Source organism: Fulvivirga sedimenti, from assembly GCF_020328055.1.
The window spans coordinates 1051888-1077441 of sequence record NZ_JAIXNE010000003.1; the positions used below are offsets into that span (position 1 = coordinate 1051888).

Consider the following 25554-nt stretch of genomic DNA (forward strand, 5'->3'; position numbering starts at 1 on the left):
TCAAATTACAAAGCAAATAATAATTATCACGCCAAATAAGGCAACTAAAACATAATATTGAACATTTCCTTTTAATAACCCGGAGGTAAGCTGTCCGATCTGCCGTGCAATGCCGGCAACCATCCGCACAAATCCATCGATAATCGTCCTGTCGAACCACCCCGCCACTTTAGACAGGATAACATATCCGACAGCAATAGAATCGATTATCCTGTCAATTACCCGGGCATCCAGCCATCGCAGGACATCTGATATCTTTAGAAGCGGCCCCACCACGGCCTTTGCATAAATTTCATTTAAATACCAGTTATTAAGGGATATCCTTCCCGGCAAGTCCGCGGGGCCTGGCATGGTTTGATATCCTGCTACATAGGGGCCTGAAGCCCTGAATTTACGCAGTGCAATGATGGATCCTACGATGATCATGCCGATTGAGAAAACCGAAATCAGGACATGGTAATGATGTGTCTGTTCGAGCAGCATCGACTGAAATCCCGCGGGAATATCCGGGGCTGCAAGTACAGGTGGCCGGAGGGCCATAAAAATAGTGCTGCTATATGCATCGAACGGATTAAATGACCAGACCAGGCCAAATGACATCAATGCCAGAAAGATCAGGATACCCCTCATCAATACTGGCGGATCTGTAGGCTGATAAGAAGTCAATCCAGCCCGGAATTCACCGAAGAAGACCAGCAGAAGCTGACGAACCATATAAAATGCTGTTAGTGCCACTGTAACCAGGCCTGCGATCGGGACAAGATGTTTCCATGAAGGTGATTCACCCGCCCAGGCAAAAGCACCTGTGATGATGGCATCTTTGGAAAGAAACCCGCTGAAGAGTGGCAATCCAATGAGGGCCATGGAAAGAATGAGATAGGCGATAAAGGTGACCGGCATTTTTTTACGCAGGCCGCCCATCTGGCGCATATCCTGTACGTCAAAATGAATGTTGGTCTGAGCCTCAAACTGATGAAGTGAATAAATCACCGCACCGGCAGCCAGAAAGAGCCCGGCCTTAAAAAAGGCATGCGTAAGCAGGTGAAACATAGCTGCATCATAAGATCCTGTACCCATTCCCATTACCATATAACCGAGCTGACTGATGGTGGAATACGCCAGTACGCGCTTGATGTCATTTTGTGTAAGGGCAGCTACGGCACCCATAAACGCGGTAACAGATCCGATAACTGCAATAACATGAAACACATCCCATCCGAGCAAAACAAAGATCCTCGAAAGCAGAAATACACCGGCAGCCACCATTGTTGCTGCATGGATCAGGGCAGACACAGGGGTTGGTCCGGCCATGGCATCGGGCAGCCATACCTGCAAGGGAAATTGAGCCGACTTACCCACGGCACCCATGAATAAACCAACTCCGGCAAGGGTAAGAAGTGAGGCGGGTAATGATATACCCGACCATTGCCAGGTTCCGTTCATCAATTCAGATTCCTGCATCCGGATTGTCAATTCCTGGAGATCCGCCGTTCCAAAGAACATCCAAAGGACAGCAATCCCGATCAGAAATCCTGCATCACCAATCCTGTTTACAATAAACGCCTTCTTGGACGCATTATTGGCGATGTCCTGCTTGTACTCGTGATTGATGAGCATGTAGGAAGCCAGACCCACCAGCTCCCAGAAAATAAAAATCATGATAAGATTATCAGCCAGGACTATTCCCAGCATACTGAATGTAAAGAAGCCGATCATTGCATAATAGCGAAGCTGACCAGACGCAGCGTGCATATAAACCTGACTGTAGAGGCTGACAAGGGTGGCGATCAGTGTTACCACAACGGCCATCAGAGCTGCTGCGCCATTGATCAGCAATCCAACAGTAAATATCTCATCCCCTGCTTTAAACCAGGTAATGCTGGTATGAAAAACAGATTCGGGGTTGATACCCTGCAGATAAAGCAGGGATACAGCCGCCAGAAAACCTCCAAAAAGAAATAAGGTTTGCAAAAAAGGGATGGTCCTTTTTAAAAGACGGGAAACCAGAATCAGCATAACCGCCCCCGTCAGTGGCAACAGAGCTACCAACAGCGCAAGGGTAACGATTAACGCATCATTCTGAGGTGTCATCCTTTTTGAATTGAGTTTACACGATCCAATTCTGTTGTCCGGAATTTACGGTACATCTGAACTATTATAGCCAGTCCCACAGCTGCCTCTGCCGCTGCCAGCACAATCACAAAAAGTGAGAATAACTGCCCATCCAGAACATTATCTGCCTGCTGGCTGAATACTATGAAATTGAGATTCGAGGCATTGAGCATAAGTTCAATGCCGATCAGAATCATGATTGCATTTTTGCGGGTTATACTCAGAATAAGTCCGGCACAGAACATATAGGCACCCAGGAGCAGCAACACATTCAGATTCATGACGTCCTCCTTCTGTTAGTGATATAAAACTTTCCCGCAATCGTTGCTGCACCGATCAATACTACAAGAAGCAGCATTGCGATGAGCTCCATGGATACCAGGTGTTCCGAAAGGAGCCGAATACCGAGCTCACCGATCGGGTCATCAGATTCCACAGCCTTTGGTGCAAGTGGGAATTTCCAAAGAAGGGAACCCAGTAAGATAAGCAGCACAGCAGCCGAGAACGGAGCAATGAATAACCTTGAAGTACCTGAAATTAACACGCCGGCATTCGTTCGTTGGGTAAGCATGATAGCAAACAGCAGCAGGACAATAATCCCTCCTACGTAGATCATCAACTGCGATACAGCCACAAACTCAGCACCGAAAAGCACATATATTCCCGCCAGGCTGATCAGTGTTGTTACGAGTCCGAAAGCCGCATACATTATGTTCCTGGTAAAGAGCATGAACGTAACGGACAATGCTGCCAGCGAGCTGAATATGATCATGAGCACATTACTCATTGTCGTCGTCTTTTTTCTTTTTCGGAATAATGGGCCTGGGTCTGATAACAGGTTTGGGCTTCATTTCAGGCTTGGGCTCAATAACGGGCTTTGGTTTCATGACCGGTTTTGGTTTCATAACCGGCTTTGGTTTCATGACCGGCTTTGGTCTGATAACAGGTTTTGTTTTTTCTCCGGGAGCGGCAGTGGATGTTGCACCAGGGATTTTAGGCGTCATCTTCGGTCTGGGGCTCGATGTGGTGGCCTGATCAGGGGTATTCGTATCGGCTTTCTTTTGCTGAAATTCTTCGAATTCCTTCTTCTTTTCCAGAATTTCCAGGGGGGTCATCGTTGCAAAGGAATAGGTATGATCTTCGACATCAAATTCACTGAAGTCATAGGACTTCGTCATCGTGAGGCATTCGGTCGGACAAACCGTGGTACAAAGCCCGCAAAAACAGCACTTACCCATATCGATGTCGAACTTCGCCGCGTAAATTCTCTTGGATGTCCCGTCGGAGGTTTTACCAAACTCCTCCACGGCGCGAATGGATTCTATCTCAATGCAATCAACCGGGCAAATCTTAGCACACTTGTCGCAGACGATACAGTCATCAATTTCGTTGTGAAGCTTGTAACGGCCATTATCCGGAACCGGAATACTCTCGTGCGGATACTGAATCGTCATGATACCATCGGGTACCTTGAAATATGCCTCATCTGAGATACTGGTTTTCGTATGGGTATGACGGGCCTGTAAAGTATGACGAAAGGTCAGACCCAGACCCTTTAATAAAGTTGTAATGGTTGTCCTGATATTATTCCAGTAGGAATTGCCCATATATCGATGCTTCGATTATGAACCGAAGATAAAAAATTGTCAGGGCCTATCAGGTATTTTTAGTGTAAATTTAAATACACTTCCTTCATCCTTGGTACTTTCCACCCAAATTGCCCCTCCCATTCGGTCTACAAACTCCTTACAAAGCTTCAACCCAAGACCAGTACCCTGCTCATTGGCAGTTCCGGGTGTGGAATAGAGTGCTGTCGTATCAAATAATTTTTCGGCCTGCTCAGATGTCATTCCAATTCCATTATCCGATATACAGATCACGAGCATATTATCCGAACCAACTTCGGTATCGATCTCAATGAACCCGCCTTCCTGCGTGAATTTTATTGAGTTCACGATAAGATTACGAAGAATGAGTTCGAGCATGTTATGATCAGCCAATACCATTGTGTTCTTTTTCACTTTATTAAAAAACACGATATGTTTCTCGTTGGTCTCGTGGAAGAAATCGATATTCTCCTGGGCTATCTCATGAAGATCGATGGATTTCATCTTAATATGGATCTCATCCATCTGAATGAGCGTCCAGTCAAGTAAATTATCCAGCAGCTTACGGGTATTATTCAATCTGTTCTTGAGTGAAAGCATTAAATCCCTGGATTCCTTCTCCGTCAGGTGACCCTTATTGAGCATATCAATCGTGCCCAGCAACGAATTGATCGGTGATCGCAAATCATGGGAAATAATCGACAGGAATTTATCCTTCATGGAAAGGAGACCCTCCATTTCCCTCGACTTATCTTCTATCTCCTTCTGATGCGCCAACAGTACCTTGTTCGATTTTTTACGCTTCACACTGCTTCTGTGAAGATTAAACAGGATAACAGCACCAAGAGCAAGGATTACGACCAGGATATTATTCTTAAACTCCTCACTTTCCAGCAGAGAGCGCTGCTGCTGTTCCTGCTCCTTCATTAACCGGATCTCTGCATCCTTCTGTGCAGTTTCATGCATGATCTGCATGTTGGCAAACTGTTCATTACGCTGTTCGGATTTTAAGGAATCATTCAGTTGATAATACTTCTTCTGAAGATCGTGTGCGGCTCGGTAGTTGCCTTGAATCTCATTCAAAACAGCAAGCTCAAGATAAACATCACGAAGCAATGGTTTATTCTGTTTTTCGCGGGCAATGTTCAGTGCCTGTTCCAAAAATGATCTTGAACGCGTAAAATCGCCCAGCTCCATCCATACACTTCCCTTACCAATAAAGCTTTCACCCAATCCCAGGTAATTTCCTACATTATCATGTAATTCCCCAAGTTTATCATAGTATGTAAGTGCGCTGCTGTATTGTTTCTTTCGTTCATATGCAATTGCAAACAAACTGTACACCTCTGTCTTCAGTGACTGGTAGTTATTGGATTCGATAGTAGATTCAGCTTTGATCAGGATATCCAGGGCCTGTTCAAGATCTCCCGACTCCATTTCGATTTCAGCCAGTTTCAGGTTACAATAAACAATCCCTTCAATATCGTTAATGCTGGTGCTGATTTCTTTAGACCGCTCGAGATAAAAACGAGCCCTGTCCAGCTGCCCCTGCGCACCCAACACCTTACCCACATTGTAGGTAGTAATGGCGATAAGCAAGGAATCATTCGCCTCTATAGCCCGCTTTCGAGAGCGCTGGTAATGATCATAGGCCATTCCGAAAGCACCCTGATCAAAATAATCTTCGCCCAGGTTATTCAGGGCATCCGAGCGGATTTTATTATTATTTAATTTCGTACCGATGTCGAGTAACAAGAGGTCATATTTCATAGCCTCCTTGAAATTACCTTTTGTTGAACTGATTTGAGAGTAGGTATAGTAGGCACTCGCGATGTTCATACTATCCTGCTGCTGTTCAGCCGATCTCAATGCCCTTTTGAGCATGTTTTCAGCTGAATCCGGATTTTGGTAATGATAGATGCCTGCCAGGTCGATGGTAGCTTTCGTTCTGACCGATATATCAGCATTTGGATCATTGATTATTGATCGCAAACGGTCTATATCCTGCGTAAAAACAGGACCAGCCGAAAAAATTAAAAGCCATATGATGACAAATACTCTCAAATTAAAAAATTAAACCATCAATAAACGGTAAAGACCGCATACGAATAATAAAAATAAAATCATCGGGGTAAGGTATTTCCATCCCAAAACCAGCAATTGATCCATTCTGACCCTGGGATAGGTCCATCTCACCCACATTTGTATTAATACGAAGAATAATGATTTGGTAAGCAGCCAAAAAATGGCCCATACCTCCAATGTCCAGCTTCCCGGGGTACCGGTTGTCCAATCAGCCAATGCAACAAAACCGATATTTGGAAGGGGAGTATTCCAGCTTCCGAAGAATAATATTGTTCCCAGAATACTAACCAGGAGCATCATCCCGTATTCGGAAAGCATGATGACAGACCACCTGAACCCGGAGTACTCAGTCTGAAATCCGGCTACCAATTCAGATTCAGCCTCGGGTAAATCAAACGGTGCCCGATTTGATTCTGCAAGCGTTGTGATGAAGAAAATGACCCAAACCGGGAGAAGAACAGGAGCCTGTAGGATATTCCACATCAGTATCCCGCCAATTTCGTCGACGCGAATTCCCCAGGAACGGATTCCGAAAAGAAACGATTCCTGGCCACTTAAAGTGCCCTGCATATAGGAAATTTGCTGCAAATCCAGTGTCTGGGTTATTACCAGCACGCAAAGGACACTGAGAGTTAACGGAACCTCATAGGCAATGATTTGTGCCGCAGAGCGCATAGCGCCCACAAGTGAATACTTATTATTGGAACCCCATCCTGCCAGGATGATTCCCAGCACATCCAGTGATACAATTGCCAGAAGCAGGAATACTCCGGTGTGCATCGCAGCGCCGCTCCATGTGGGCGTCAGGGGAAGAACAGAGAAACCTGTAAATACAACCGCAAAAAGAACAAATGGTGCTACAAGAAATAAAGGTTTATCTGACTTGGCCGGAACAATATCTTCCTTCTGCAATAATTTAATCAGATCTGCCACGGTCTGCAGAATGCCATAACTACCTGTCTCCATCGGGCCATAACGATCCTGGATAAAGGCAGACACCTTTCTTTCGGCATACACGGCAATAACCGTATAGGCAAGTATAAAGGGCAGAAAAAACAGGATCGTAGACATTAAAAAAAATTTTACTCACGCGTCTATGGCATACAAATAAAGAAAAAAACATTCACTAAACTTATTCCCATAGTCGATAATTTGTCAGACGTACCTTCTCACCAAAAAACAAGCGTGTTGAGGCCTGAAATGACTCCGTGTAATCGGATACCAGAAACTCATCTTCTCCCTCACACTTTTCGCACAACATGTCTTTTTCTTCCAGTAAATCTTTCAGATGGAGGGCCGTGATGAGTGAGCTGTCGAGAACAGATACCCCTCCCCCGTAATAGGCATCAATCTGCTGCCGGATTAGCGGATAGTGTGTACAGCCCAGAATAATGGCCTGAATATCTGCCAGGGATGGATCATCGAGGTAGGTTGCAATAATTTCGGAGCTGATCCTGTTATCAAAAAAACCCTCCTCAATCATCGGTACCAGCAGGGGTGTGGCCAGCGATGATAAATGCACTGAATCTGCCACTTCGGCAATCCTTGTGGCGTAGATTTTTGAATCTACAGTACGACGTGTACCGATCAGACCAATATTGGAATCCGGGAAATTAGACCTGACATGCTCGATCATGGGATCGATCACATTCACCACCAGGGCTTTGCTGCCAACATATTCCTTCAGGAGCTCATAGGCCGAGGAGCTGGCTGAATTACAGGCAATAACGATTGCCTTGCATCCACGCTGTAACAAGACATCAGCTATCTTAACCGAATAAGCCTGAATTGCCGCTTCAGATTTATCACCATACGGCAAATGAGCAGTGTCACCAAAATAAATAAGTGATTCACGTGGCATCAACTCCTTGATGGCATGTGCCACAGTGAGTCCTCCAATGCCGCTGTCAAAAATTCCGATAGGATGTTCACGGGTGTTCATGACGTAAAAGTGATACAAATAATCCAATTCAGAAAACCCACTTTAGCATGTGAATAACCCGTCACCGGGTAAAGGTTGAACAAAGGGATGTGATAATTGAGTATTTTCGTAATATTGTGCAATAATCTTACTATCAACCTTATCTCATCTGACCATGGCACATCAACTGCTCGAAGGAAAAAAAGGAATTATTTTTGGCGCACTCGATGAAAATTCGATCGCCTGGAAAACAGCTGAAAAAATATATGAGGAAGGAGGCAGATTCGTTCTGACGAATGCTCCGATCGCCCTTCGCATGGGAACTATCAATGACCTGGCAAAAAAATGCGAGGCGGAGATCATACCTGCTGATGCCACCAACCTTGAAGACCTTGCACTTCTTTTCGAACAGTCAAAAGAAACCCTTGGAGGCAAGCTTGATTTTGTGCTTCATTCCATTGGAATGAGTCCGAACGTTCGTAAAGGTAAAGACTATGGGGACCTCAATTATGACTGGTTTCTCAAGACACTGGATGTTTCCGGGATATCATTCCACAAAGTACTTCAGATCGCTGAAAAAACGGAATCAATGAATGAGTGGGGATCGATTCTGGCGCTTACCTACATTGCTGCACAACGCACATTCCCTGATTATGGTGACATGGCCCAGGCCAAGGCTGTACTGGAATCCATCGCAAGAAGCTACGGTTACCGTTTTGCGAAGAATGGCAAAGTGCGTGTGAATACCATTTCACAGTCTCCTACAATGACCACAGCAGGAACCGGTGTACCGGGATTTGATGTATTCTTCGACTATGCAGATAAGATGTCTCCACTTGGAAATGCCCCTGCAGAAGATTGTGCGAACTATATTGTAATGATGTTCTCAGATTACACCCGGAGGGTCACGATGCAAAACCTGATGCATGATGGCGGATTCTCATCTTCGGGAATTACTGAAGAAATCATTGCCGAACTATCTAAATAATGGATGGTTGTTTTTCCAAATGTTAAGATCAACCTCGGGCTGCATGTTCTGAGGAAACGGCCCGATGGGTACCATGACCTTGATACCTGCTTTTATCCGGTCCCGCTGTCTGACATACTGGAAGCCATTCCCTCAAAAGAGTTTGAATTCAGTCAAACCGGCCTTGAGGTGCCCGGCGGTGAGGATTCCAACCTCTGCATAAGGGCATACTCCCTGCTTAAGGAAAAGTACAATATTCCACCCGTAAAAATGCATTTGCATAAAATCGTGCCGATGGGAGCAGGCCTGGGTGGTGGATCATCTGACGGTGCGTTTACCATTCGGTTGCTGAATGATCTTTTCCATTTGAATCTGTCACCCGTGGAAATGAGTGAATATTCGGCGGTTCTGGGTAGTGACTGTCCGTTTTTCATTTACAACAAACCCATGATCGGAAGTGGCCGGGGAACCGACCTGCTGCCCGCAGATATTTCACTCGCGGATAACTACATTCGGATCATTCACCCGGGAATTCATATATCTACAGCCCAGGCCTTTGCCAACCTGACACCCGCCGACAACCGGCTGCCTGTCGCGGAATTGCTGGCTCTTGACAAGAGTTTATGGAAAGACAAGCTGACCAATGACTTCTGTAAAGGAACATATAAAAATTTCAGTCAGTTATCTGAGATTGAATCTTCCCTTTACAATGATGGCGCATTTTACGCATGCATGTCAGGCTCTGGCTCCGCCGTTTACGGTCTTTTTGATAGCGAACCCCCACCGGCGCCCAAATCGGGCTATTTCATCTGGACGGGCCGCTTAGCGTAAACCATCAACTTTCAGATATCTGCGTCTGTAATATTTGTTCAGAAGTGGATACAACAGAACAGAAATAATAATGAGACCTGTGCCCAGGTAAAAATTGCCGGGCATTTTTTCCTTTTCCGGAAAAAGGATAAGTGCCAGTATTATCCCATAAACCGGTTCCAGGTTTACAGTAAGATTAATTATAAATGCAGAAAGACGTTTCATTAACTCGACCGATTCGCTGTAGGCATACACTGTACAAATGATGGCCAGAATCATTAAATAAAGCCAGTCCAGCGGAACGGGAGCCAGGTGAAGTAAGCCATCAGGACTGAGATACGCCTGATAGAACGGCAGAAACAGTACGACGCTCAGCCATGCGCCTATCATCTCATAGAAGGTAATGGTATAGGCATTATGACGTTTCGTGAAACTGCCGTTGATTACCGTAAAGAGTGCGCTCAGGAAGGCCGAAATAACTGCCATGATAATACCCCACTTATACTGGAAATCAAACTGGAATATAACCCACAGCCCAATCAGTCCGAGTAAACCAAGCAGAACTTCATAAAACAGTATCTTCTTCTTATTGAATAATGGCTCCAGCAGGCTGGTCCACAGCGAGCAGGTCGCCATTCCCGCAAGGCAAACCGAAACATTTGCCACCCTGGCAGCGGCGAAAAACAAGATCCAGTGGGCCGCGATCAATCCGCCTGTACCTAATATCTGAAGTGCAGAACGGCGTGGCATTTTGAATGATCTTCCCCTGAATTTTAAAAGTATCCCCAGTCCGATAAAGGCAATGAGTGTTCTGTAGAAGACAATTTCAACCGAAGGAATGGTAATCAAAGCTCCGAGGATCGCCGTAAATCCCCAGAACAGCACGATCACATGCAGACGAACATAATCCCGGGTTGCAGTCATCAGCGTGGCAAATATCTATACATGACCAATGAAATTCCTGCGAAAATGATATTTGGGATCCAGACCGAAAAAGCCGGATCCATTGAGCCTGCTTCGGCATAGGTCTTTCCAAGCAGAAAAAAGACCAGGAATAAAAAGGACAGCACAAATCCAATCGCAATTTTGAGACCGGCCCCTCCCCTCGTCTTCCGGGAAGAAACAATAACTCCCATAAAAGTGAGAATGAGTACAGCAAATGGCGCTGAATAGCGCGTATACTTCTCTACAAGATAGATCTGAACACCACTTGCTCCGCGCATCACGAGTTTATCTATATGCTCGTTGAGCTCATTCAGTGTCATCGCATCATAGGCGCGATAGATGTTTTCAAAATCACCCGGATGGATATTCAGCAAGGTATCCATTTCCCGTCCCTCACTGAGTTCTTCCCGCATCGAATCCAAACTTCGATATTTCCAGTTTGTGAGTTTCCATTTTTGCAGTTCCTCATCCCAGGACATTCGGTTTGCGGTAAGCTTTCCCATTACCTCGGTCCCTTCCACCTGTTCAAGGGTAAAATCAAATCCCATATCCGATTCGTTGTTATAAGTTCGGATATAAAGGTAGGTATCGGGTGTGGTTTGCAGATGAATGTTGGACAACGACGGATTTTCTGCCTTGCCCAGGTGTTCCATTTCGAAGGCCGTCGCCCGTTTATTGGAATTCGGGATTACCCAACCGCTTAGCACGAAAGTAAGTATAGCGATGCACGAAGCGCCAATAAAATAGGGCATCAGCATTCGACGAAAGGAGACGCCGCTCGAAAGAATAGCTATGATCTCTGTGCGGCCCGCCAGCTGTGCAGTGACAAAGACAGTGGCGATGAAGGTGGTAATGGGCGTGATCAGATTGGCAATCCAGGGAACGAAATCAAGGTAATACTGTACCACTTCCCATGATGTCGCTTCAGACCGGCTGAATTTATCCAGTTTTTCGGTGATATCAATCACAACGATCACCGCAACGAGGATGAGTACAGTGAATACAAAAGCGCTCAGAAACTTTTTCAGTATATATTTATCAATAAGTTTCATTCAGAGTCGTTGTGATACTGTTTTGGTCATTTTTTCCTTCCAAATGGCAAAATCTCCCGCAATTATATGCTCCCGGGCCTGTCCAACCAGCCAAAGGTAGAAAGTCAGGTTATGAATACTAGCAATTTGCGCGCCCAATATTTCCTTACTGTGTATCAGATGCCGCAGGTAAGCCCTGGAATAAAACGTACTCACATAGCCTCCCAGTTCAGGGTCGATCGGGTTCAGGTCATTCTTCCATTTTTCATTTCGGATATTTATGATGCCCTGGGTCGTGAACAGCATGCCGTTCCTGGCATTGCGTGTAGGCATGACGCAGTCGAACATATCTATACCCAGGGCGATACATTCAAGAATATTTGCAGGCGTTCCCACACCCATCAGGTATCGGGGTTTATCCGAAGGCAGAATATCGCACACAAGTGACGTCATTTCATACATTTTTTCAGCCGGCTCGCCAACAGATAACCCGCCAATAGCATTTCCTTCCCGACCGAATGCTGCAATAGCCTCTGCCGATTGTTTCCGCAAATCGGGATAGACACTTCCCTGAACGATCGGAAAGAGGGTCTGCTGATAGCCGTATAAACTTTCCGTTTCATCAAAGCGCTTACAGCAGCGATCAAGCCAGCGATGGGTCATCTCCATGCTTTCTCGTGCATAGGTGTACTCACACGGATACGGCGTGCATTCGTCGAAAGCCATTATAATGTCGGCACCAATCCTGCGTTGTATATCCATTACGTTTTCCGGCGTGAAAGTATGCCGTGACCCGTCGATATGCGACATGAACGTGACGCCATCCTCCTTGATCTTTCGCGTACCTGAAAGGGAATATACCTGATATCCCCCCGAATCGGTAAGAATAGGCCCATCCCAGCCATTAAATTTATGAAGGCCTCCGGCTTCCCCGATTATGTCCAGGCCAGGGCGGAGATATAAATGGTAGGTATTCCCCAGAATAATCTGTGCTTTAATATCATCCTTCAGCTCCCGCTGATGCACAGCTTTCACAGATCCGGCTGTACCAACGGGCATAAAGATCGGGGTTTGAATTACTCCGTGATCTGTGGTAATACTGCCGGCACGTGCCGAAGACTTGCTGTCTTTATGGGAGAGATCAAACTTCATCCAGCAAAAATAACAGATTATACGATGTTCCTTCATTGAAAAGATAAATCCCTGCCGGATATTGTCATATTAACCCCTGTAGTATATTTGTTCTTATTTTCAATCCATGCCCTACCCCTTGCTTCTCACGGTATTTTACATTTGCATCCTCATTCAGGTATATTTCCTAATTCGGATGCTAAGGGCCTTTTCCCGGCATCAACCTGTGAATGACGATCAAACTCCTGCTGTTTCTGTGGTAGTTTGTGCCAGGAATGAGGAGCATAACCTGGAAAGGCTGATTCCTGCGCTTTGCAGTCAGGATTATCCTCACTATGAAGTGATCATTGTAGATGACCGGTCTGAAGATGAAACCCGTCAGGTAATCCGCGCATTCCAGGAAACATACAGCCATCTTCGCCTGGCCAAGGTGGACCACCTTCCCGCAAATCTCAATGGAAAAAAATATGCCCTGTCGATAGGCATCATGGCAGCACGCAAGGAGTGGATACTTCTCACAGATGCCGATTGTTTTCCTGAATCTGATCAGTGGATACGACAAATGATGGCTGGCACTGATACTAAAGATTTCGTGCTTGGGTTTTCAATGTATACACCGGGGCCCGGACTGCTGAACCTTTTCATCCGGTATGAAACCATCTGGACCGGAATCCATTACCTGGGAATGGCCCTCGCAGGCAAACCCTATATGGGGGTCGGAAGGAACCTGGCCTATCGACGGCAGATTTTTGTGGAACAAAAGGGCTTTCGGGGTTATGGTAATGTGACCGGGGGGGACGATGATATTTTTGTAAATAAGCATGTAAGACCTCACTCGGCAAGTGTTGTTATCGGCAGGGATGCCCTTACCTGGAGTTATCCCAAAAAGACGTGGAAGGAGTATTACCGCCAAAAATTGCGGCATTTATCCGTTGGGCGGCATTACCGACCAGCAACCCGCAGATTATTGGCTGTTTTGTCTTTATCGCATATATTTGGTTATATCTTCATGGGTATTCTTCTTTTCCAGCCAATGGGTTGGGTTTACAGTGTTTCAGGGCTTTTTATACGAACCCTTTTTCTGCTGTTAACGTTTAAAAGGACATGTCAAAAACTCGAAATACCTTTTTCCACCGGGAAGGTTTTACCCATGGATTTGCTGTTTGCCATCTTATATCCGGTCATGGGTTTGGCAGCTACATTTAGAAAAACAGTCCGATGGAAATAAAAAAACAGTTCTCGGATAAGGCGCTTGAAGATTTTGACCTCATTGATGATGCGGTCAATAACGGGGACGAACAGGCCTTTGCGAAACTTATGGAGCGTTATAAACGCCCGGTCTATCACATGATCCTGAAAATGGTTCGTAATGTTGATGACGCGGAGGATCTTACCATTGAAGCATTTGCGAAGGCATTCAAAAATCTTCATCGCTTCAAGAAGGACTATACATTCAGCACCTGGCTTTTCAGAATTGCAACCAATAATGCAATCGATTTCATCCGGAAGAAGAAACTGGAAACGATGAGTCTCGACACCTCGTTTCAGGATGACAACGGGGACGCAGTTACCATTGACGTGGAGGATCATAATCTGAACCCGCAGGAACGTGCCATCAAAACACAAAAAATTGAACTCATTCAGCTTTTCGTAACCAAACTACCCCCTAAATATCAGCGTCTGGTACGACTCCGCTATTTTGAAGAACTGTCTTACGAGGAAATCGCCGATGAGCTGGACGCCCCACTGGGTACTGTTAAAGCGCAATTACATCGTGCCCGTGAACTCCTGTATGACCTTGTAAAGAATAAAAAGGAGCATATGTAAAAGGCATTCTGTCCAGATTTGCTTATTCTTGTGGGCAAAATAATATTAGAATGCTACTCTCCTACCTGATTTGGGACACCCTTCCCGAATTCTTTTATTTCCCTGATTTTCTCCCGCTGATGGGCGGCAGGCCTGTTAGGTATTACGGACTCCTGTTTGCTTTAGGCTTTATCGTCAGTCAACAGATAATGTTTTATATCTATAATCGGGAAAATAAGCCTGAAAAGGATGTTGAAACACTTACGGTCTTTATGGTGATCGCCACTATCATCGGTGCCCGTCTTGGCCATGTGCTTTTCTATGAGCCGGATAAATACCTGGCCAACCCGATTGAGATTCTGAAGATATGGGAAGGCGGACTTGCCAGCCACGGAGCGGCGTTTGGAATTTTGTTTGCACTGTGGCTTTACAGCAAATATGATGTTCATTTTAAAGGGATTAAACCCGTATTTACGCCGATCAAACGGCCGGGCCAAAGTTATTTACAGGTAGTAGATCGAATTGTGATTGTTGTCGCGCTCACCGGATGTCTGATCCGATTTGGAAATTTCATGAATTCTGAAATTTACGGTAAACCCACTCACAGCAATTATGGAGTTGTTTTCGGAAAGGACGTCAGGGAATTCCTGGAACGCCCCTCCCAAACCGGTATTGAGAACGTGGATTATCAAAGGATCGCAGATTTGCCTCCGAACGATGAACAATATGTCCCGATCAATATGATTCTCACCTATGAACCGCAGGACAATGTGAATACCAGGGATGCTGTTGAAAGATTTGTTCTGAATAATATTCCAAGGTACCTGTCAGATTCCAGGTATTATCTCAATGATCACTTCATGTATGATTCTATTCTGTACAAGGGTTATGAGGTGGTACAGTTGGAGGATAACAGGATTCGCGCCACAGTACCGGTTTATGGAATCGTCCGACATCCTACACAATTATATGAGTCGGCCACCAGTTTGCTGCTCTTTTTCCTGCTGTTCGCAATCTGGTTTCACTATAAAAGTGAATTACCGGAGGGGTTGCTCCTGGGGCTATTTCTGATCATTTTATTCGGTTTGCGTTTTGTACACGAGCTGTTCAAGGAAAACCAGGTAGCATTTGAAGAGGATCTCACGTTCAACATGGGACAAATTCTGAGTATCCCGCTAATCATTGCCGGAATATTCATACTGTTTCGTGCTTTAAAGCGTGGCCGGGAACCAAAAACCATTAAATAACCTTCCTATTCAGGATATTCGGGTGGGTTACCCAACTGAAAATCTGATATAAATAGTATATTTATCTTTCCACCAAGATTTAATTTCCGGGCATGCTCGTTGTGCTGATCTCTTTATGTTCCCTTTTCACGGGCAGTGGCCTGCCGCTGAACCACTCCGTACATGCTGATAGTGTATCTTCAGATACCATCCGCTATTATCAAGTGGGCAAGATCATTATTGTCGGAAATAAAAAGACCAAAAATCCCATTATTCTGCGGGAAATGACGGTAAAAACGGGTGATGTGTACGAGTCAAAAGAACTGGCCATCATACTGGAAGGCGACCGTAAAAAAATTATGAACACCCGGTTGTTCAACTCGGTGAAAATCACCGTTATGCCCCCCTTTCAAAGCAGAACTGATATTTTGATTGAGATTTCTGAACGGTGGTATACCTTTCCCGTACCTATATTTTCCCTGGCCGACCGAAATTTCAATGACTGGATCCAAAACCAGGGTGGTGATCTGAGTCGTGTATCCTACGGACTCAAACTATATCAGAATAATACCCGCGGACGAAATGAACGTTTGCGGCTTGACGCCCAGTTCGGATTTACAAAGCGGTTTGCCATCGCATATCAAATGCCTTATGTGGACAAGTCACAGCGACACGGACTGAATTTTGCGGCTCAATATGCAGATAATAAAAATGTAGCATACCGCACGGTAAATCACGTTGCACAGTTTCTTGACAGTGAGGATGTATTGAGAACCCGCCGGCTGATCAATATAGGTTATACGTTTCGCAATTCTTTCTTCACGAGGCATAATGTAGATATAACCTACAATAACAATGACATTTCAGACACATTGCTCATTTCCAATCCTTCCTATCACAGTGATTCTTCTTTAAAACAACAGTATTTCAGCATCTCCTATCAGTTCGTTATCGACAGAAGAGATTTATTTGCCTATCCACTAAACGGGCACTTTTTTCAGGCCACCTTGCGGAAGGACGGACTGGGTATTTACAAGGATCTTGATAAAACAGAACTGGTCGTAAAATACATTCATTATTCTCCGCTTGGCAAGGATTATTATCTTTCGAACTATTCGGCAGCGTACATTAGTGCACCCGAAAACCCTCCCTACTCCTCTCTTTCAGGCTTGGGATACCGGAGCGACTATATCCGGGGATATGAGCTTTACCTGATCGAAGGCCAGCACCTGCTGCTAAACCGGACAACCTTTAAAAAGAAAATATTTTCTACAGATCTGTATGCAGGATTTATTCCCGTTGAGCAGTTTCGAAGAATTCCGATCGCAATTTACCTGAAGACCTATTTCGATATGGGTTATGCCCGGAATTATGAATTCTATGAGACTGAAGGGCTTAACACACGACTTTCCAATAAATATCTTTTTGGAACGGGTCTCGGAATTGATTTCGTGACCTTTTATGATGCGGTCCTCCGTCTTGAATATAGCTTCAATGCTGAAAAGGAAGGGGGGTTCTTTCTTAATTTCAAGAAGGAATTCTAACGGCCAGCCATTGTCCATAACAATAATGACATTGTTGATGGATGCCATTTCTCTTTACAATTTATTGTCTGATCATTCCATCAATCCTGTTTGCTCAACTGGATTTTCCCGTTTTTACAACGCACCAAACCGCCCTGGGAGGTTCAGGCACCACCGGCACTCATGGAACCTCGGTATTCCACAACCCAGCCGGGATGATGAGCAGTCAGATATCAGGAGGATTAGGTAAATTTTATGGGGATTCAGGTGTACAAAATGGCTACATCTGCACGACACTGAACAGGGGAAACTGGGGGGCCGGCGCAGGAGTCCACGCATTCTGGAGTAAGGGACACTCCATAGTTGGCAGTGTACTGGCTGTCATGCTCCACTTACCCAATATCCGTGCTGGTTTCCAGGGCGGACTTATCACTCAAAGATCCGATCAAATTATAAATGAGCGGCTTTTTACCGGAGCCGGTATTCAGTTTGATCTGGGTGAGCAACTTATGATTGGCGCATTATTTCAGACCCGATTGTTCTATGGCAGCCCGGTCTTTTTCAAATCCATCGCCGTCAAAATTCATATTTCCGGAATCACAGAATTCAATGTACAATACAACCATGAACCTCCATATCCGTCAATATTAATTTTCGGAGGGGAAATAAGTGTCCTGGAAAAATTGAGGGTCCTCTTTGGAATCGAAACAGCGGGATGGTCGGCAAGTCTGGGTATCCAGTTTCACTATAAACAACTGAAAATCGGGGTTTCTGTCACCGGCCACCCTTACCTGGGAGCGCGGTCAATTACAGGTTTCAACTATGTTCCGAAATCTGAAAAATAGTTTGACCATCCTTGCCTGGGTGATTGGCAGTTTGCACGTTCATGCGCAGGCGGGTTTGCTTTTTGAATCTGCTCTTGAGGAGGGTAACTTACCCGACGCCATGGGCGAACTTCCCCAATACCTGCAGGAAGCAACCCCGGAACACCTTCAGATGATTGATATTCTAACCTCAAAGGACATTGAGGAATTCATACAGTATCGAAGAAAATTCGGCAGAATTATTTCACCATATGAACTGCAGGCTATCCCCGGATTTACCCGGGAAAAGATCAGGTCGTTACTTCAATATTTCATGATTCCGGAGCTAGCTTTTAATTATGAAACATCCGAGGGGTTTTTGAGTCGGCCTGAATCATTGGAATTCATGCTTCTGGCGGAAAAACAAACCGCCAGACCGGGAATACATTTCCGCGGAAGAATGACGCTCGATAAGCCCGGGCAATGGAAGGCAGGCTTGCGATTTGACCAGGATCCGGGTGAAACATGGAAGATCAGCCCGGCACAGGGATATTGGGGAGCGGATCATATCAATGTTTTTTTCCAAAAGCAACCTTCCGGGATCATTGAAAGGATGATAATTGGAGATTTCAGGGTTCACACCGGCCAGGGGCTGATTCATCAGGGATCTTTCCAGCTTGGCAAGGGATCAAATCTGCCGCTTCCTTCGGCAGCAAGTTTTATAACCTACCATGGATCCTTCAGTGAATCCAGCGGCATGAGCGGTGGCGCAATTACACTCTCAAAAGGACGATGGAAGACATCCGGTTATATTAGTTTTCGGCGCAGGGATGCCAGTATTTACAACGATAAAACATTCAGAAGCTTCATGAATTCCGGCGATCATTCCGACCAGGCAAGTCAGAAAAAGCGTAAGGCAGTTGGAATAATATCGATTGGGCATTTCACGGAATACCATGGAACCAATGGTCGTTTCGGATATGCGATCAATTCAGACAGGCTTACCCATAACCTGGCATACGACCGGATGTATAAGGATCCCTTGCCGGAAGGTTCATCATTCGGACAAGCTTCCCTGTTTGGGAATTACCGATATAGAAATCTGTTGATGTGGTTTGAAATTGCAGCAAATCCCACAGGTTCTACAGCCTGGGTATCCGGGGTTTCAATATCAGCTGGCAGAAATCTGGAATGGATTCTATTGCTACGAAGATATCAGCCGGGGTATTTTACGTTTTATGGTAAAGGTTTTTCTGAAACAGGTTCGGGGTTCAGTAATGAACGCGGACGGTATCTGGGCTTCCGGTACTCCATTCGAAAGAAACTGTTGCTGGTTGCCTATGCTGATTTTTATCTGATACCCTGGTATTCATACCGGCATAACACTGCGGTAAGGGGCCGGGATGGACGTCTGGATCTGACATATACAATTCATGATCATATGAATGTCAGGCTATTAAGTAAAGTCGAAAAAAGAGATCAGTCACCTGGCAATTCCCAATCACTAACAACATACAGGCATCAATTTCACTGGGTATTGAAAAAGAACTTGCATGAAATGAGAATCCGGGTACAATATAACATGAGAAGCAGCCTTGATGCCGAACAGGGATGGCTGCTGTCCTGCGAATGGATCATCGACAATCCGCGAACCTCCTGGAACATGCGCTTCATGTATTTCAGAACCGACAGTTATTATACGCGGGAATTTACATTTGAAAGGGATGTTTGGGGATCATTTTCCTTACCTTCGTATTACGGAAAAGGATACCGTGCTTTCCTGCTGGTGAGACACAGGTTTAACCGAAGCCTGACGGGCTGGTTTCGGTGGGCACTCACAGTTTCATCCCCTGAGAAATCAGGTTACCGTGAACATGAATTAAAAATTCAGCTAAAATATACAATATAAGATGCATGCCGTTGAACAGATCGATGCGACCACACTCTTCATAATTCTTGTTGGCGTACTCATATTTTTATGGGTCATGCGACTTGTATTCAGAAAAAAAAGATAAAGTTGTGGTAATCGCATGCCACCCCTTAGTTTTGTAGAAAACAGTACTCACTCATGAATGTAAAAGGTAAAATTTTAGAGATCTCCACTACACAAAAAATTTCAGACAAATTTCAAAAACGTGATTTTGTCCTGGAATACGTAGAAAACCCTCAATATCCAGAATTTCTCCAATTCGAAATGATCCAGGACAAATGTGCACAGCTGGATCAGTTTTCGGCCGGCGATGAGGTAAATGTATACTTTAACCTGAAAGGACGTAAATGGACCAACCCCCAGGGACAGGTAAAATATTTCAACTCACTACAGGCATGGCGTCTTGAAAAGGATGTGGAAGGAATGCCCCCTGCACCCGGAATGGACAACATGGAAGAGCCTGAATGGATCAATAACGAATCCAACGGGGAAGAAGACCTGCCATTTTAATGATCAGAATAGGCATACTTTTGCTGGCAATTTTTTACAGCCAGGAAAAAGCGAATGAGCCTGTCAGGCAAATGGAGTATGAAGGCAAGGTGTATAGAACCGCCTATAATGTTTCGCGCTTCAATGGAAAATATTCCGGGGCGAAAGACGGGTACCTGGAAATCCGGGAAGATGGTACCGGCACATATGTTTATGATATTTTTGGATTGGCGCTTAACGGCTGCAAAAAAGGTCCCATTGAAGTTGAGTATGGATTTCTAATCAATGAGAATGACAGTCTCGTACGGATCAGCAGGGATTATGGTTATTCCTACCCGATCATTCTGCGTGCAACGGGAGAAACTTCATTTCAGGGGTGCAGGACACCCGTAATGCTCGATTTTCTTATGGAGTATCAGGATGGTACCATCGGGGTATCATCCAGTGATGACTGGATCAAGCTGGAGGATTAATACCTTTTTTTAAGGTTATCAGCGTAATTTCAGGTGGAATTCCTATCCGACCCGGATAACCGATGTACCCATATCCCCGGTTCACATAGAGATATTGCTGATCCTGCTGATAAAGTCCGGCCCACTGCTTGTAGGCATATTGTGCAGGACTCCATTTGAAATCACCCCATTCTACACCGAATTGAAAACCATGGGTATGCCCGGCAAATGCAATATCCACATCCGGATAGTTGGGTCTTACCTGCGCATCCCAGTGACTTGGATCGTGCGAAAGAAGTAATTTTACAGGGGCCTCATTAGTTCCCTTCATGGCTTCATCAAGTTTGCCATATTTGGCAAACCGGCCAGCCCCCCAGTTTTCGATTCCGATGACCGCAATTTTCTCTCCGTCAACCTCGATATAACGATTTTCATTCATCAGCAGATCGTATCCCATTAAACGATGGGCTTCTTTCAGATCTTCGAAATTCTGTTTTTTGGCTTGCTCAGAGTTCCAACTGCGGTAGTCTCCGTAATCATGATTTCCTGTAGTGGAGAAAACGCCCAGCGGTGCCTTCACCTTTTCGAATATTGGCACATAATCCTTCACTTCCGACGTTTCATTATTTACCAGGTCGCCGGTAAAAAACACCATATCAGGCTTTTCAGCCATCAACATTTCAACTCCGCCCTTAACAGCTGTTTTGTTAAAAAAACTGCCTGAGTGAATATCTGATAACTGTGCAACGGTAATCCCGTCAAAAGATGAGGGAAGATTGGGCAGGTAAATGGTCTTTCTGCGAATTCTGTAATCATGCGCCCCGGAGATAATACCATAACTCATCGTAAGCAATGGCACAGTTCCTGCAACGAGTGCTGTCTTCGTCAGGAATTCACTTCGGGTAATGGTCTGTCCTTCAGAAACAGATGATCCACCGGATTGAAACAGGCCTGCAATCCACCGGCCGAGCCGAATGATATCATCTACCACGAGGAACAGGGCTGCAAAAACTTTTGAAAAGTAATTGATGAAAATAATGGTGAATACAACGCTCCGGGTACTGCCCTTCCATATATCCGGATCACCGAAATTATATAGCAGAATGACCGCAAATGTTGCCGCTGTAAAGAACCAATAGGTATAGCGCACGATTTGCTGACTGGTCGAGGAAAAATTTCGCATAACAAAGCTCACCGCCTGATAAACATATATGTCAATCAAGAGGAGAATTGCTAAAACAACACCGATCACAAAAACTCTATTCATTATGTCTGATGGAGGACACCTGTTCGATGTCCCCCTTTAATTTAACTTATATTCAATTTGCGATTGATCTTCGCAAAGAACTGATACATGACCGGAACAACAATTAGCGTAAGGAAAGTTGCAAACGTCAATCCGAAAATAATGGTCCACGACATGGGTCCCCAGAATACCACGTTATCTCCCCCAATGTAGAAGTCGACTTCATAGGTTGCGAAGAACTTAACAAAATCAAAGTTGATCCCGACCGCCAACGGAATCAGTCCGAGGATCGTTGTAATAGCCGTCAGCAGAACCGGACGCAAACGTGTTTTTCCTGCCTCTGCGATCGCTTCATTGATATGCTGAAAATCAAGACGGTCTACGCCCAGTTCCTTTTGCTTGCGCTTCCGGATCAGCTCAATGAAATCCACCAGCACGATGGCATTATTTACAACCACACCGGCAAGTGAAATAATTCCGATCATCATCATGATGATGACGAATTTCATATCGAAAATGAATAATCCCAGCAGCACGCCTGCCGTACTTAGGGCCACTGACGACATGATGATAAGTGGGGTAGTAACTTTATTGAACTGCGCAACGATGATCATAAATATGATGAAAACCGCAAGAACAAGCGCCTGTTGCAGGAATGCCAATTCCTCTGCTTGTTTTTCCTGCTCACCCCCAAATTTATAGGAGTAGCCGGCCGGCATTTCAAAATCCTCCAGAAGTACCTTCAGCTGGTCATTGATCTCCGTTGCATTGGCGCCAGCCAGAACATTGGAATAAAGGGTAATCACGCGATCAAGGTCCTTACGACGCACAGATCCATAGGTAGTACTGAGTTCGAGCTCTGCCACCGATGAAATGGGAATTTGCATAATGCGCCCATTCACCTGGTTTCTAAACGTGATGGATTTGTTTCTGAGCGCTTCCAGGTCATAGCGATATTCATCCTGAAGCCGTAGCTGGATCTCATAATCGTCCTCACCCTGTTTAAATTTTGAAATTTCCTTACCGAACAAAGAGGTACGAATTTCATTCGCGATCGTCTGGGTTGATAATCCGAATCGACGTGCCTTTTCCCTGTCTATATTAACGAGCAATTCAGGCTTTCCAATGCTCATATCACTTTGAAGCTGTTCAATACCGTCTATTCCCGCCTCATTGATATACTTCTTCATGTCTTCCACCACGCTGATCAACTTTGGAATATCCTCTCCCGTCACTTCAATATTTACAGGCTTACCCGTTGGGGGAGCCATATTATCCTTATCTACAGCTATATTAACTCCCGGGTATCCCTGCACCGCTTCCCTGATTTCTGACATCACTTTTCGGGTATCTACCCCCCCTCTTTCCTTGAATTCAACGAAATTTACAGTAATGCGTGCCTTATTGGGGGTGTCCGACTGTCCGAAGGCAGACGGATCATTTGGATCTGCCGTATCCTGGCCAACCTTGGCAATCATCGATTCCACTATTTCGTTATAGGGCTCTATTACGCGGGCTATACGGCTTTCTATCTCCTTCGAAAAGGAATTGGTTTTTTCAATATCCGTGCCATCCGGAAACTCAATGAATACATTGACATACTTTGGCATATTCTCCGGAAAGAACTCCACCTTAGGTGGAAATGCAGCATTCAGGAACACAGCAACTACCAGAAGTGCAACTGTTCCCCAAAAAATAAGATATGGTCTGAAACCGACAAGGGCATAATTGACGGTGTTCCAGTAGATTTCCTCAAGCCATGGAAGAAAACTTCGCTGAAAGCGGTCCGACAAAGGCATCAGAATATATACATTCAGCAGAATCAGCAAGCCAAAGAAAATCAATATATTTCCAAGCCACATGACCGGTGTAAAAACAAGTGCGATTCCGATCAGTAACAGTATTCCGGCATTTCGCAACGTCTTAAAATGGTCAATTTTGGAATGATCCTCAATCTTCATAAACATTGATATCAGCGCAGGGTTGATCACCAGGGCTACAAATAATGAGGATGCCAGCGTAATGATTACCCCTATTGGCAGGTAGCGCATGAATTCACCGATCAGACCCGGCCATAACACAAGTGGCAGGAATGCCGCCAGCGTGGTAGCTGTTGAGGTAATGATGGGCCACGCCACTTCACTAACGCCCAGTTTGGTTGCTTCCCAGGGTGTCATGCCATCTTCCATCAGGCGATAAACGTTCTCAACAATTACAATACCGTTATCAACCAGCATCCCAAGTGCGAGGATCAGTGAGAAAAGGATCATCATATTGATCGAAATGCCCAGGAAGCTCAGAATAAGAAATGACATGAACATGGATACAGGAATAGCGATTCCCACAAACAATGCGTTGCGTGTACCCAGGAAGAACAGCAGTACAAGTACAACCAGTATAACTCCCGAAATAATATTATTTTCAAGGCTATTCACGAGATCCCGGGTCATCTGGCTTTGATCGTTGGTAATATTGAACTCCAGATCAGCGGGATACTTCTGTTTCATCTCATCGATCTTCTGATTAATCTTGTCGGTGGCGATCAACAGGTTCTCACCACTTCGCTTCACGACATCCACAGAAACAACCGGGCGCTGATCCAGGCGTGCATAGCTTTGTTTTTCCTTGTAATCAAATTCAACATCAGCCACATCCCGCAGATAAACAATGTTATTATCCTGATGCTTGATCACAATATCCAGCATCTGCAGGGGATCGCTAAATTCACCAACAACACGAATGGTACGCCGGATATCTCCTTCCCTGATGCTTCCGCCGGAAAAAGTGATGTTCTCTCCCCTGATCGCGTTCTCGATATCGGAAAAGTTCACCTGCCGGGCGTCCATCAGGTAGGGGTCTGCCATTATTTTTACTTCCTTTTCATCTACGCCACGAATCTCAACGTAGGAAACCTCGGATATTTTCTCGAGCTCATCCTTGAAGTCCTCGGCAATCTCTTCCAGTTTTTCGACCCGGTAATTTCCCGAAAGGTTGATGTTCATAATCGGGAATTCCGAAAAATTCATTTCGAATACGTTGGGATCCTGATCGAGGTCGGAAGGAAGATCCTGCTTGGCCCTGTCAACGGCATCTTTTACCTTTTGAAGCGCATCCTCAATATCAATATCGGCATCAAATTCAGCAATGATCGTTGAAAAATCCTGAACCGAGGTTGACTTGATGTTGTCCAGGTTCGAAATATCATTGATCTCCTTTTCGAGCGGCCTGGTAATGAGATTTTCAATATCCACAGGTGAATTGCCCGGATATGCGGTACCGATATATACCATCGGCTGGGTAACTTCGGGATAGCTTTCCTTGGGCAATGAGATATAAGAATTGATACCCATTACCACGATCAGGAAAAGCAGGAAAAACACGGTTGTCCGGTTATTGAGAGATGCGACCGTCAACCCGAATTCCTTCTCCTGGAAATCACCCTTTTTTATTTCGTTATTATCAGCCATGTT

At 45.1% G+C, this 25554-nt stretch carries 22 protein-coding genes; 10 read left to right on the forward strand and 12 right to left on the reverse strand.

Annotated elements, in window-relative coordinates; all coding sequences use genetic code 11:
• From LDX50_RS16955 to murI, 7 genes are all read right to left on the reverse strand, one after another.
• Complete coding sequence (locus LDX50_RS16955) at nt 1-2091, reverse strand: NADH-quinone oxidoreductase subunit 5 family protein (RefSeq protein WP_225698498.1); 2091 nt, start codon at nt 2089-2091, stop codon at nt 1-3.
• Nucleotides 2088-2393: an NADH-quinone oxidoreductase subunit NuoK gene (gene nuoK, locus LDX50_RS16960; protein WP_225698499.1), complete on the reverse strand. Its 306-nt coding sequence runs from the start codon at nt 2391-2393 to the stop codon at nt 2088-2090. Before nuoK ends, LDX50_RS16955 begins: the two co-directional genes overlap by 4 nt.
• Nucleotides 2390-2899, reverse strand: coding sequence for an NADH-quinone oxidoreductase subunit J family protein (locus LDX50_RS16965; RefSeq protein ID WP_225698500.1), 510 nt, complete (start codon nt 2897-2899; stop codon nt 2390-2392). The genes nuoK and LDX50_RS16965 overlap by 4 nt, the downstream gene beginning before the upstream one ends.
• Entirely contained in the window at nt 2892-3719 is an 828-nt protein-coding gene (locus LDX50_RS30950; protein ID WP_275951758.1) for a 4Fe-4S binding protein, read from the reverse strand. Before LDX50_RS30950 ends, LDX50_RS16965 begins: the two co-directional genes overlap by 8 nt.
• Before the next feature lie 39 nt (nt 3720-3758).
• On the reverse strand, nt 3759-5711 hold the full coding sequence (locus LDX50_RS16980) for a tetratricopeptide repeat-containing sensor histidine kinase (protein ID WP_225698501.1): 1953 nt from the start codon (nt 5709-5711) through the stop codon (nt 3759-3761).
• Nucleotides 5712-5792: 81 nt separating this feature from the next.
• Nucleotides 5793-6875: a complex I subunit 1/NuoH family protein gene (locus tag LDX50_RS16985; RefSeq protein ID WP_225698502.1), complete on the reverse strand. Its 1083-nt coding sequence runs from the start codon at nt 6873-6875 to the stop codon at nt 5793-5795.
• Nucleotides 6876-6936: 61 nt separating this feature from the next.
• Nucleotides 6937-7746 carry a glutamate racemase gene (gene murI / locus LDX50_RS16990; protein WP_225698503.1) on the reverse strand — a complete coding sequence of 270 codons (810 nt, stop codon included), beginning with the start codon at nt 7744-7746 and terminating at the stop codon, nt 6937-6939.
• Nucleotides 7747-7900: 154 nt separating this feature from the next.
• On the opposite strand from murI, the gene LDX50_RS16995 reads away from it, so the two are divergent.
• Together LDX50_RS16995 and ispE are read left to right on the forward strand one after the other, a co-directional pair.
• Nucleotides 7901-8713 (forward strand): enoyl-ACP reductase FabI, encoded by an 813-nt coding sequence (locus LDX50_RS16995; protein ID WP_225698504.1) that lies wholly within the window; start codon nt 7901-7903, stop codon nt 8711-8713.
• Nucleotides 8714-8716: 3 nt separating this feature from the next.
• Nucleotides 8717-9523, forward strand: coding sequence for a 4-(cytidine 5'-diphospho)-2-C-methyl-D-erythritol kinase (ispE, locus tag LDX50_RS17000; protein ID WP_225698505.1), 807 nt, complete (start codon nt 8717-8719; stop codon nt 9521-9523).
• Here ispE and LDX50_RS17005 read toward each other — a convergent pair.
• The 3 genes from LDX50_RS17005 to tgt are packed head-to-tail and all read right to left on the reverse strand — an operon-like array spanning nt 9515 to nt 12630.
• Nucleotides 9515-10426 carry a DMT family transporter gene (locus LDX50_RS17005; RefSeq protein ID WP_225698506.1) on the reverse strand — a complete coding sequence of 304 codons (912 nt, stop codon included), beginning with the start codon at nt 10424-10426 and terminating at the stop codon, nt 9515-9517. The two genes, ispE and LDX50_RS17005, sit on opposite strands and share 9 nt — an antisense overlap.
• Nucleotides 10426-11499 (reverse strand): LptF/LptG family permease, encoded by a 1074-nt coding sequence (locus LDX50_RS17010; protein WP_225698507.1) that lies wholly within the window; start codon nt 11497-11499, stop codon nt 10426-10428. The genes LDX50_RS17005 and LDX50_RS17010 overlap by 1 nt, the downstream gene beginning before the upstream one ends.
• Nucleotides 11500-12630 carry a tRNA guanosine(34) transglycosylase Tgt gene (gene tgt, locus LDX50_RS17015; RefSeq protein ID WP_225698508.1) on the reverse strand — a complete coding sequence of 377 codons (1131 nt, stop codon included), beginning with the start codon at nt 12628-12630 and terminating at the stop codon, nt 11500-11502. It lies immediately after the preceding gene.
• Between the two features lie 175 nt (nt 12631-12805).
• Between tgt and LDX50_RS17020 the strand changes: the two genes are divergently transcribed.
• The 8 genes from LDX50_RS17020 (at nt 12806) to LDX50_RS17055 (ending at nt 20859) form a co-directional block, all read left to right on the forward strand.
• Nucleotides 12806-13837, forward strand: coding sequence for a glycosyltransferase (locus LDX50_RS17020; protein WP_225698509.1), 1032 nt, complete (start codon nt 12806-12808; stop codon nt 13835-13837).
• Nucleotides 13828-14436: an RNA polymerase sigma factor gene (locus tag LDX50_RS17025; protein WP_225698510.1), complete on the forward strand. Its 609-nt coding sequence runs from the start codon at nt 13828-13830 to the stop codon at nt 14434-14436. The genes LDX50_RS17020 and LDX50_RS17025 overlap by 10 nt, the downstream gene beginning before the upstream one ends.
• A 50-nt stretch (nt 14437-14486) precedes the next feature.
• On the forward strand, nt 14487-15662 hold the full coding sequence (locus LDX50_RS17030; protein WP_225698511.1) for a prolipoprotein diacylglyceryl transferase: 1176 nt from the start codon (nt 14487-14489) through the stop codon (nt 15660-15662).
• Between the two features lie 92 nt (nt 15663-15754).
• Nucleotides 15755-17185 (forward strand): POTRA domain-containing protein, encoded by a 1431-nt coding sequence (locus tag LDX50_RS17035; protein ID WP_225698512.1) that lies wholly within the window; start codon nt 15755-15757, stop codon nt 17183-17185.
• Nucleotides 17186-17226: 41 nt separating this feature from the next.
• Nucleotides 17227-18009 carry a hypothetical protein gene (locus LDX50_RS17040; protein ID WP_225698513.1) on the forward strand — a complete coding sequence of 261 codons (783 nt, stop codon included), beginning with the start codon at nt 17227-17229 and terminating at the stop codon, nt 18007-18009.
• Nucleotides 17987-19876 carry a ComEA family DNA-binding protein gene (locus LDX50_RS17045; RefSeq protein WP_225698514.1) on the forward strand — a complete coding sequence of 630 codons (1890 nt, stop codon included), beginning with the start codon at nt 17987-17989 and terminating at the stop codon, nt 19874-19876. Before LDX50_RS17040 ends, LDX50_RS17045 begins: the two co-directional genes overlap by 23 nt.
• A 159-nt stretch (nt 19877-20035) precedes the next feature.
• A complete protein-coding gene (locus LDX50_RS17050; RefSeq protein WP_225698515.1) occupies nt 20036-20407 on the forward strand; it encodes a DUF3127 domain-containing protein in 372 nt (123 codons plus the stop codon).
• A complete protein-coding gene (locus tag LDX50_RS17055; RefSeq protein WP_225698516.1) occupies nt 20407-20859 on the forward strand; it encodes a hypothetical protein in 453 nt (150 codons plus the stop codon). The genes LDX50_RS17050 and LDX50_RS17055 overlap by 1 nt, the downstream gene beginning before the upstream one ends.
• On the opposite strand, the gene LDX50_RS17060 is transcribed toward LDX50_RS17055, so the two are convergent.
• Both LDX50_RS17060 and LDX50_RS17065 read right to left on the reverse strand, forming a co-directional pair.
• Complete coding sequence (locus LDX50_RS17060; RefSeq protein WP_225698517.1) at nt 20843-22105, reverse strand: metallophosphoesterase; 1263 nt, start codon at nt 22103-22105, stop codon at nt 20843-20845. The genes LDX50_RS17055 and LDX50_RS17060 overlap by 17 nt on opposite strands.
• 41 nt (nt 22106-22146) lie before the next feature.
• Nucleotides 22147-25551 carry an efflux RND transporter permease subunit gene (locus tag LDX50_RS17065; protein WP_225698518.1) on the reverse strand — a complete coding sequence of 1135 codons (3405 nt, stop codon included), beginning with the start codon at nt 25549-25551 and terminating at the stop codon, nt 22147-22149.
• Between the last annotated feature and the right edge of the window lie 3 nt (nt 25552-25554).

Bases quoted from the DNA above. Each gene is read 5' to 3' on its own strand.
- LDX50_RS16955 (WP_225698498.1), bottom strand. From the start codon at position 2,091: ATGACACCTCAGAATGATGCGTTAATCGTTACCCTTGCGCTGTTGGTA.
- nuoK (WP_225698499.1), bottom strand. From the start codon at position 2,393: ATGAATCTGAATGTGTTGCTGCTCCTGGGTGCCTATATGTTCTGTGCC.
- LDX50_RS16965 (WP_225698500.1), bottom strand. From the start codon at position 2,899: ATGAGTAATGTGCTCATGATCATATTCAGCTCGCTGGCAGCATTGTCC.
- LDX50_RS30950 (WP_275951758.1), bottom strand. From the start codon at position 3,719: ATGGGCAATTCCTACTGGAATAATATCAGGACAACCATTACAACTTTA.
- LDX50_RS16985 (WP_225698502.1), bottom strand. From the start codon at position 6,875: ATGTCTACGATCCTGTTTTTTCTGCCCTTTATACTTGCCTATACGGTT.
- murI (WP_225698503.1), bottom strand. From the start codon at position 7,746: ATGAACACCCGTGAACATCCTATCGGAATTTTTGACAGCGGCATTGGA.
- LDX50_RS16995 (WP_225698504.1), top strand. From the start codon at position 7,901: ATGGCACATCAACTGCTCGAAGGAAAAAAAGGAATTATTTTTGGCGCA.
- ispE (WP_225698505.1), top strand. From the start codon at position 8,717: ATGGTTGTTTTTCCAAATGTTAAGATCAACCTCGGGCTGCATGTTCTG.
- LDX50_RS17005 (WP_225698506.1), bottom strand. From the start codon at position 10,426: ATGACTGCAACCCGGGATTATGTTCGTCTGCATGTGATCGTGCTGTTC.
- LDX50_RS17010 (WP_225698507.1), bottom strand. From the start codon at position 11,499: ATGAAACTTATTGATAAATATATACTGAAAAAGTTTCTGAGCGCTTTT.
- tgt (WP_225698508.1), bottom strand. From the start codon at position 12,630: ATGAAGTTTGATCTCTCCCATAAAGACAGCAAGTCTTCGGCACGTGCC.
- LDX50_RS17020 (WP_225698509.1), top strand. From the start codon at position 12,806: ATGCTAAGGGCCTTTTCCCGGCATCAACCTGTGAATGACGATCAAACT.
- LDX50_RS17025 (WP_225698510.1), top strand. From the start codon at position 13,828: ATGGAAATAAAAAAACAGTTCTCGGATAAGGCGCTTGAAGATTTTGAC.
- LDX50_RS17030 (WP_225698511.1), top strand. From the start codon at position 14,487: ATGCTACTCTCCTACCTGATTTGGGACACCCTTCCCGAATTCTTTTAT.
- LDX50_RS17035 (WP_225698512.1), top strand. From the start codon at position 15,755: ATGCTCGTTGTGCTGATCTCTTTATGTTCCCTTTTCACGGGCAGTGGC.
- LDX50_RS17040 (WP_225698513.1), top strand. From the start codon at position 17,227: ATGCCATTTCTCTTTACAATTTATTGTCTGATCATTCCATCAATCCTG.
- LDX50_RS17045 (WP_225698514.1), top strand. From the start codon at position 17,987: ATGTTCCGAAATCTGAAAAATAGTTTGACCATCCTTGCCTGGGTGATT.
- LDX50_RS17050 (WP_225698515.1), top strand. From the start codon at position 20,036: ATGAATGTAAAAGGTAAAATTTTAGAGATCTCCACTACACAAAAAATT.
- LDX50_RS17055 (WP_225698516.1), top strand. From the start codon at position 20,407: ATGATCAGAATAGGCATACTTTTGCTGGCAATTTTTTACAGCCAGGAA.
- LDX50_RS17060 (WP_225698517.1), bottom strand. From the start codon at position 22,105: ATGAATAGAGTTTTTGTGATCGGTGTTGTTTTAGCAATTCTCCTCTTG.
- LDX50_RS17065 (WP_225698518.1), bottom strand. From the start codon at position 25,551: ATGGCTGATAATAACGAAATAAAAAAGGGTGATTTCCAGGAGAAGGAA.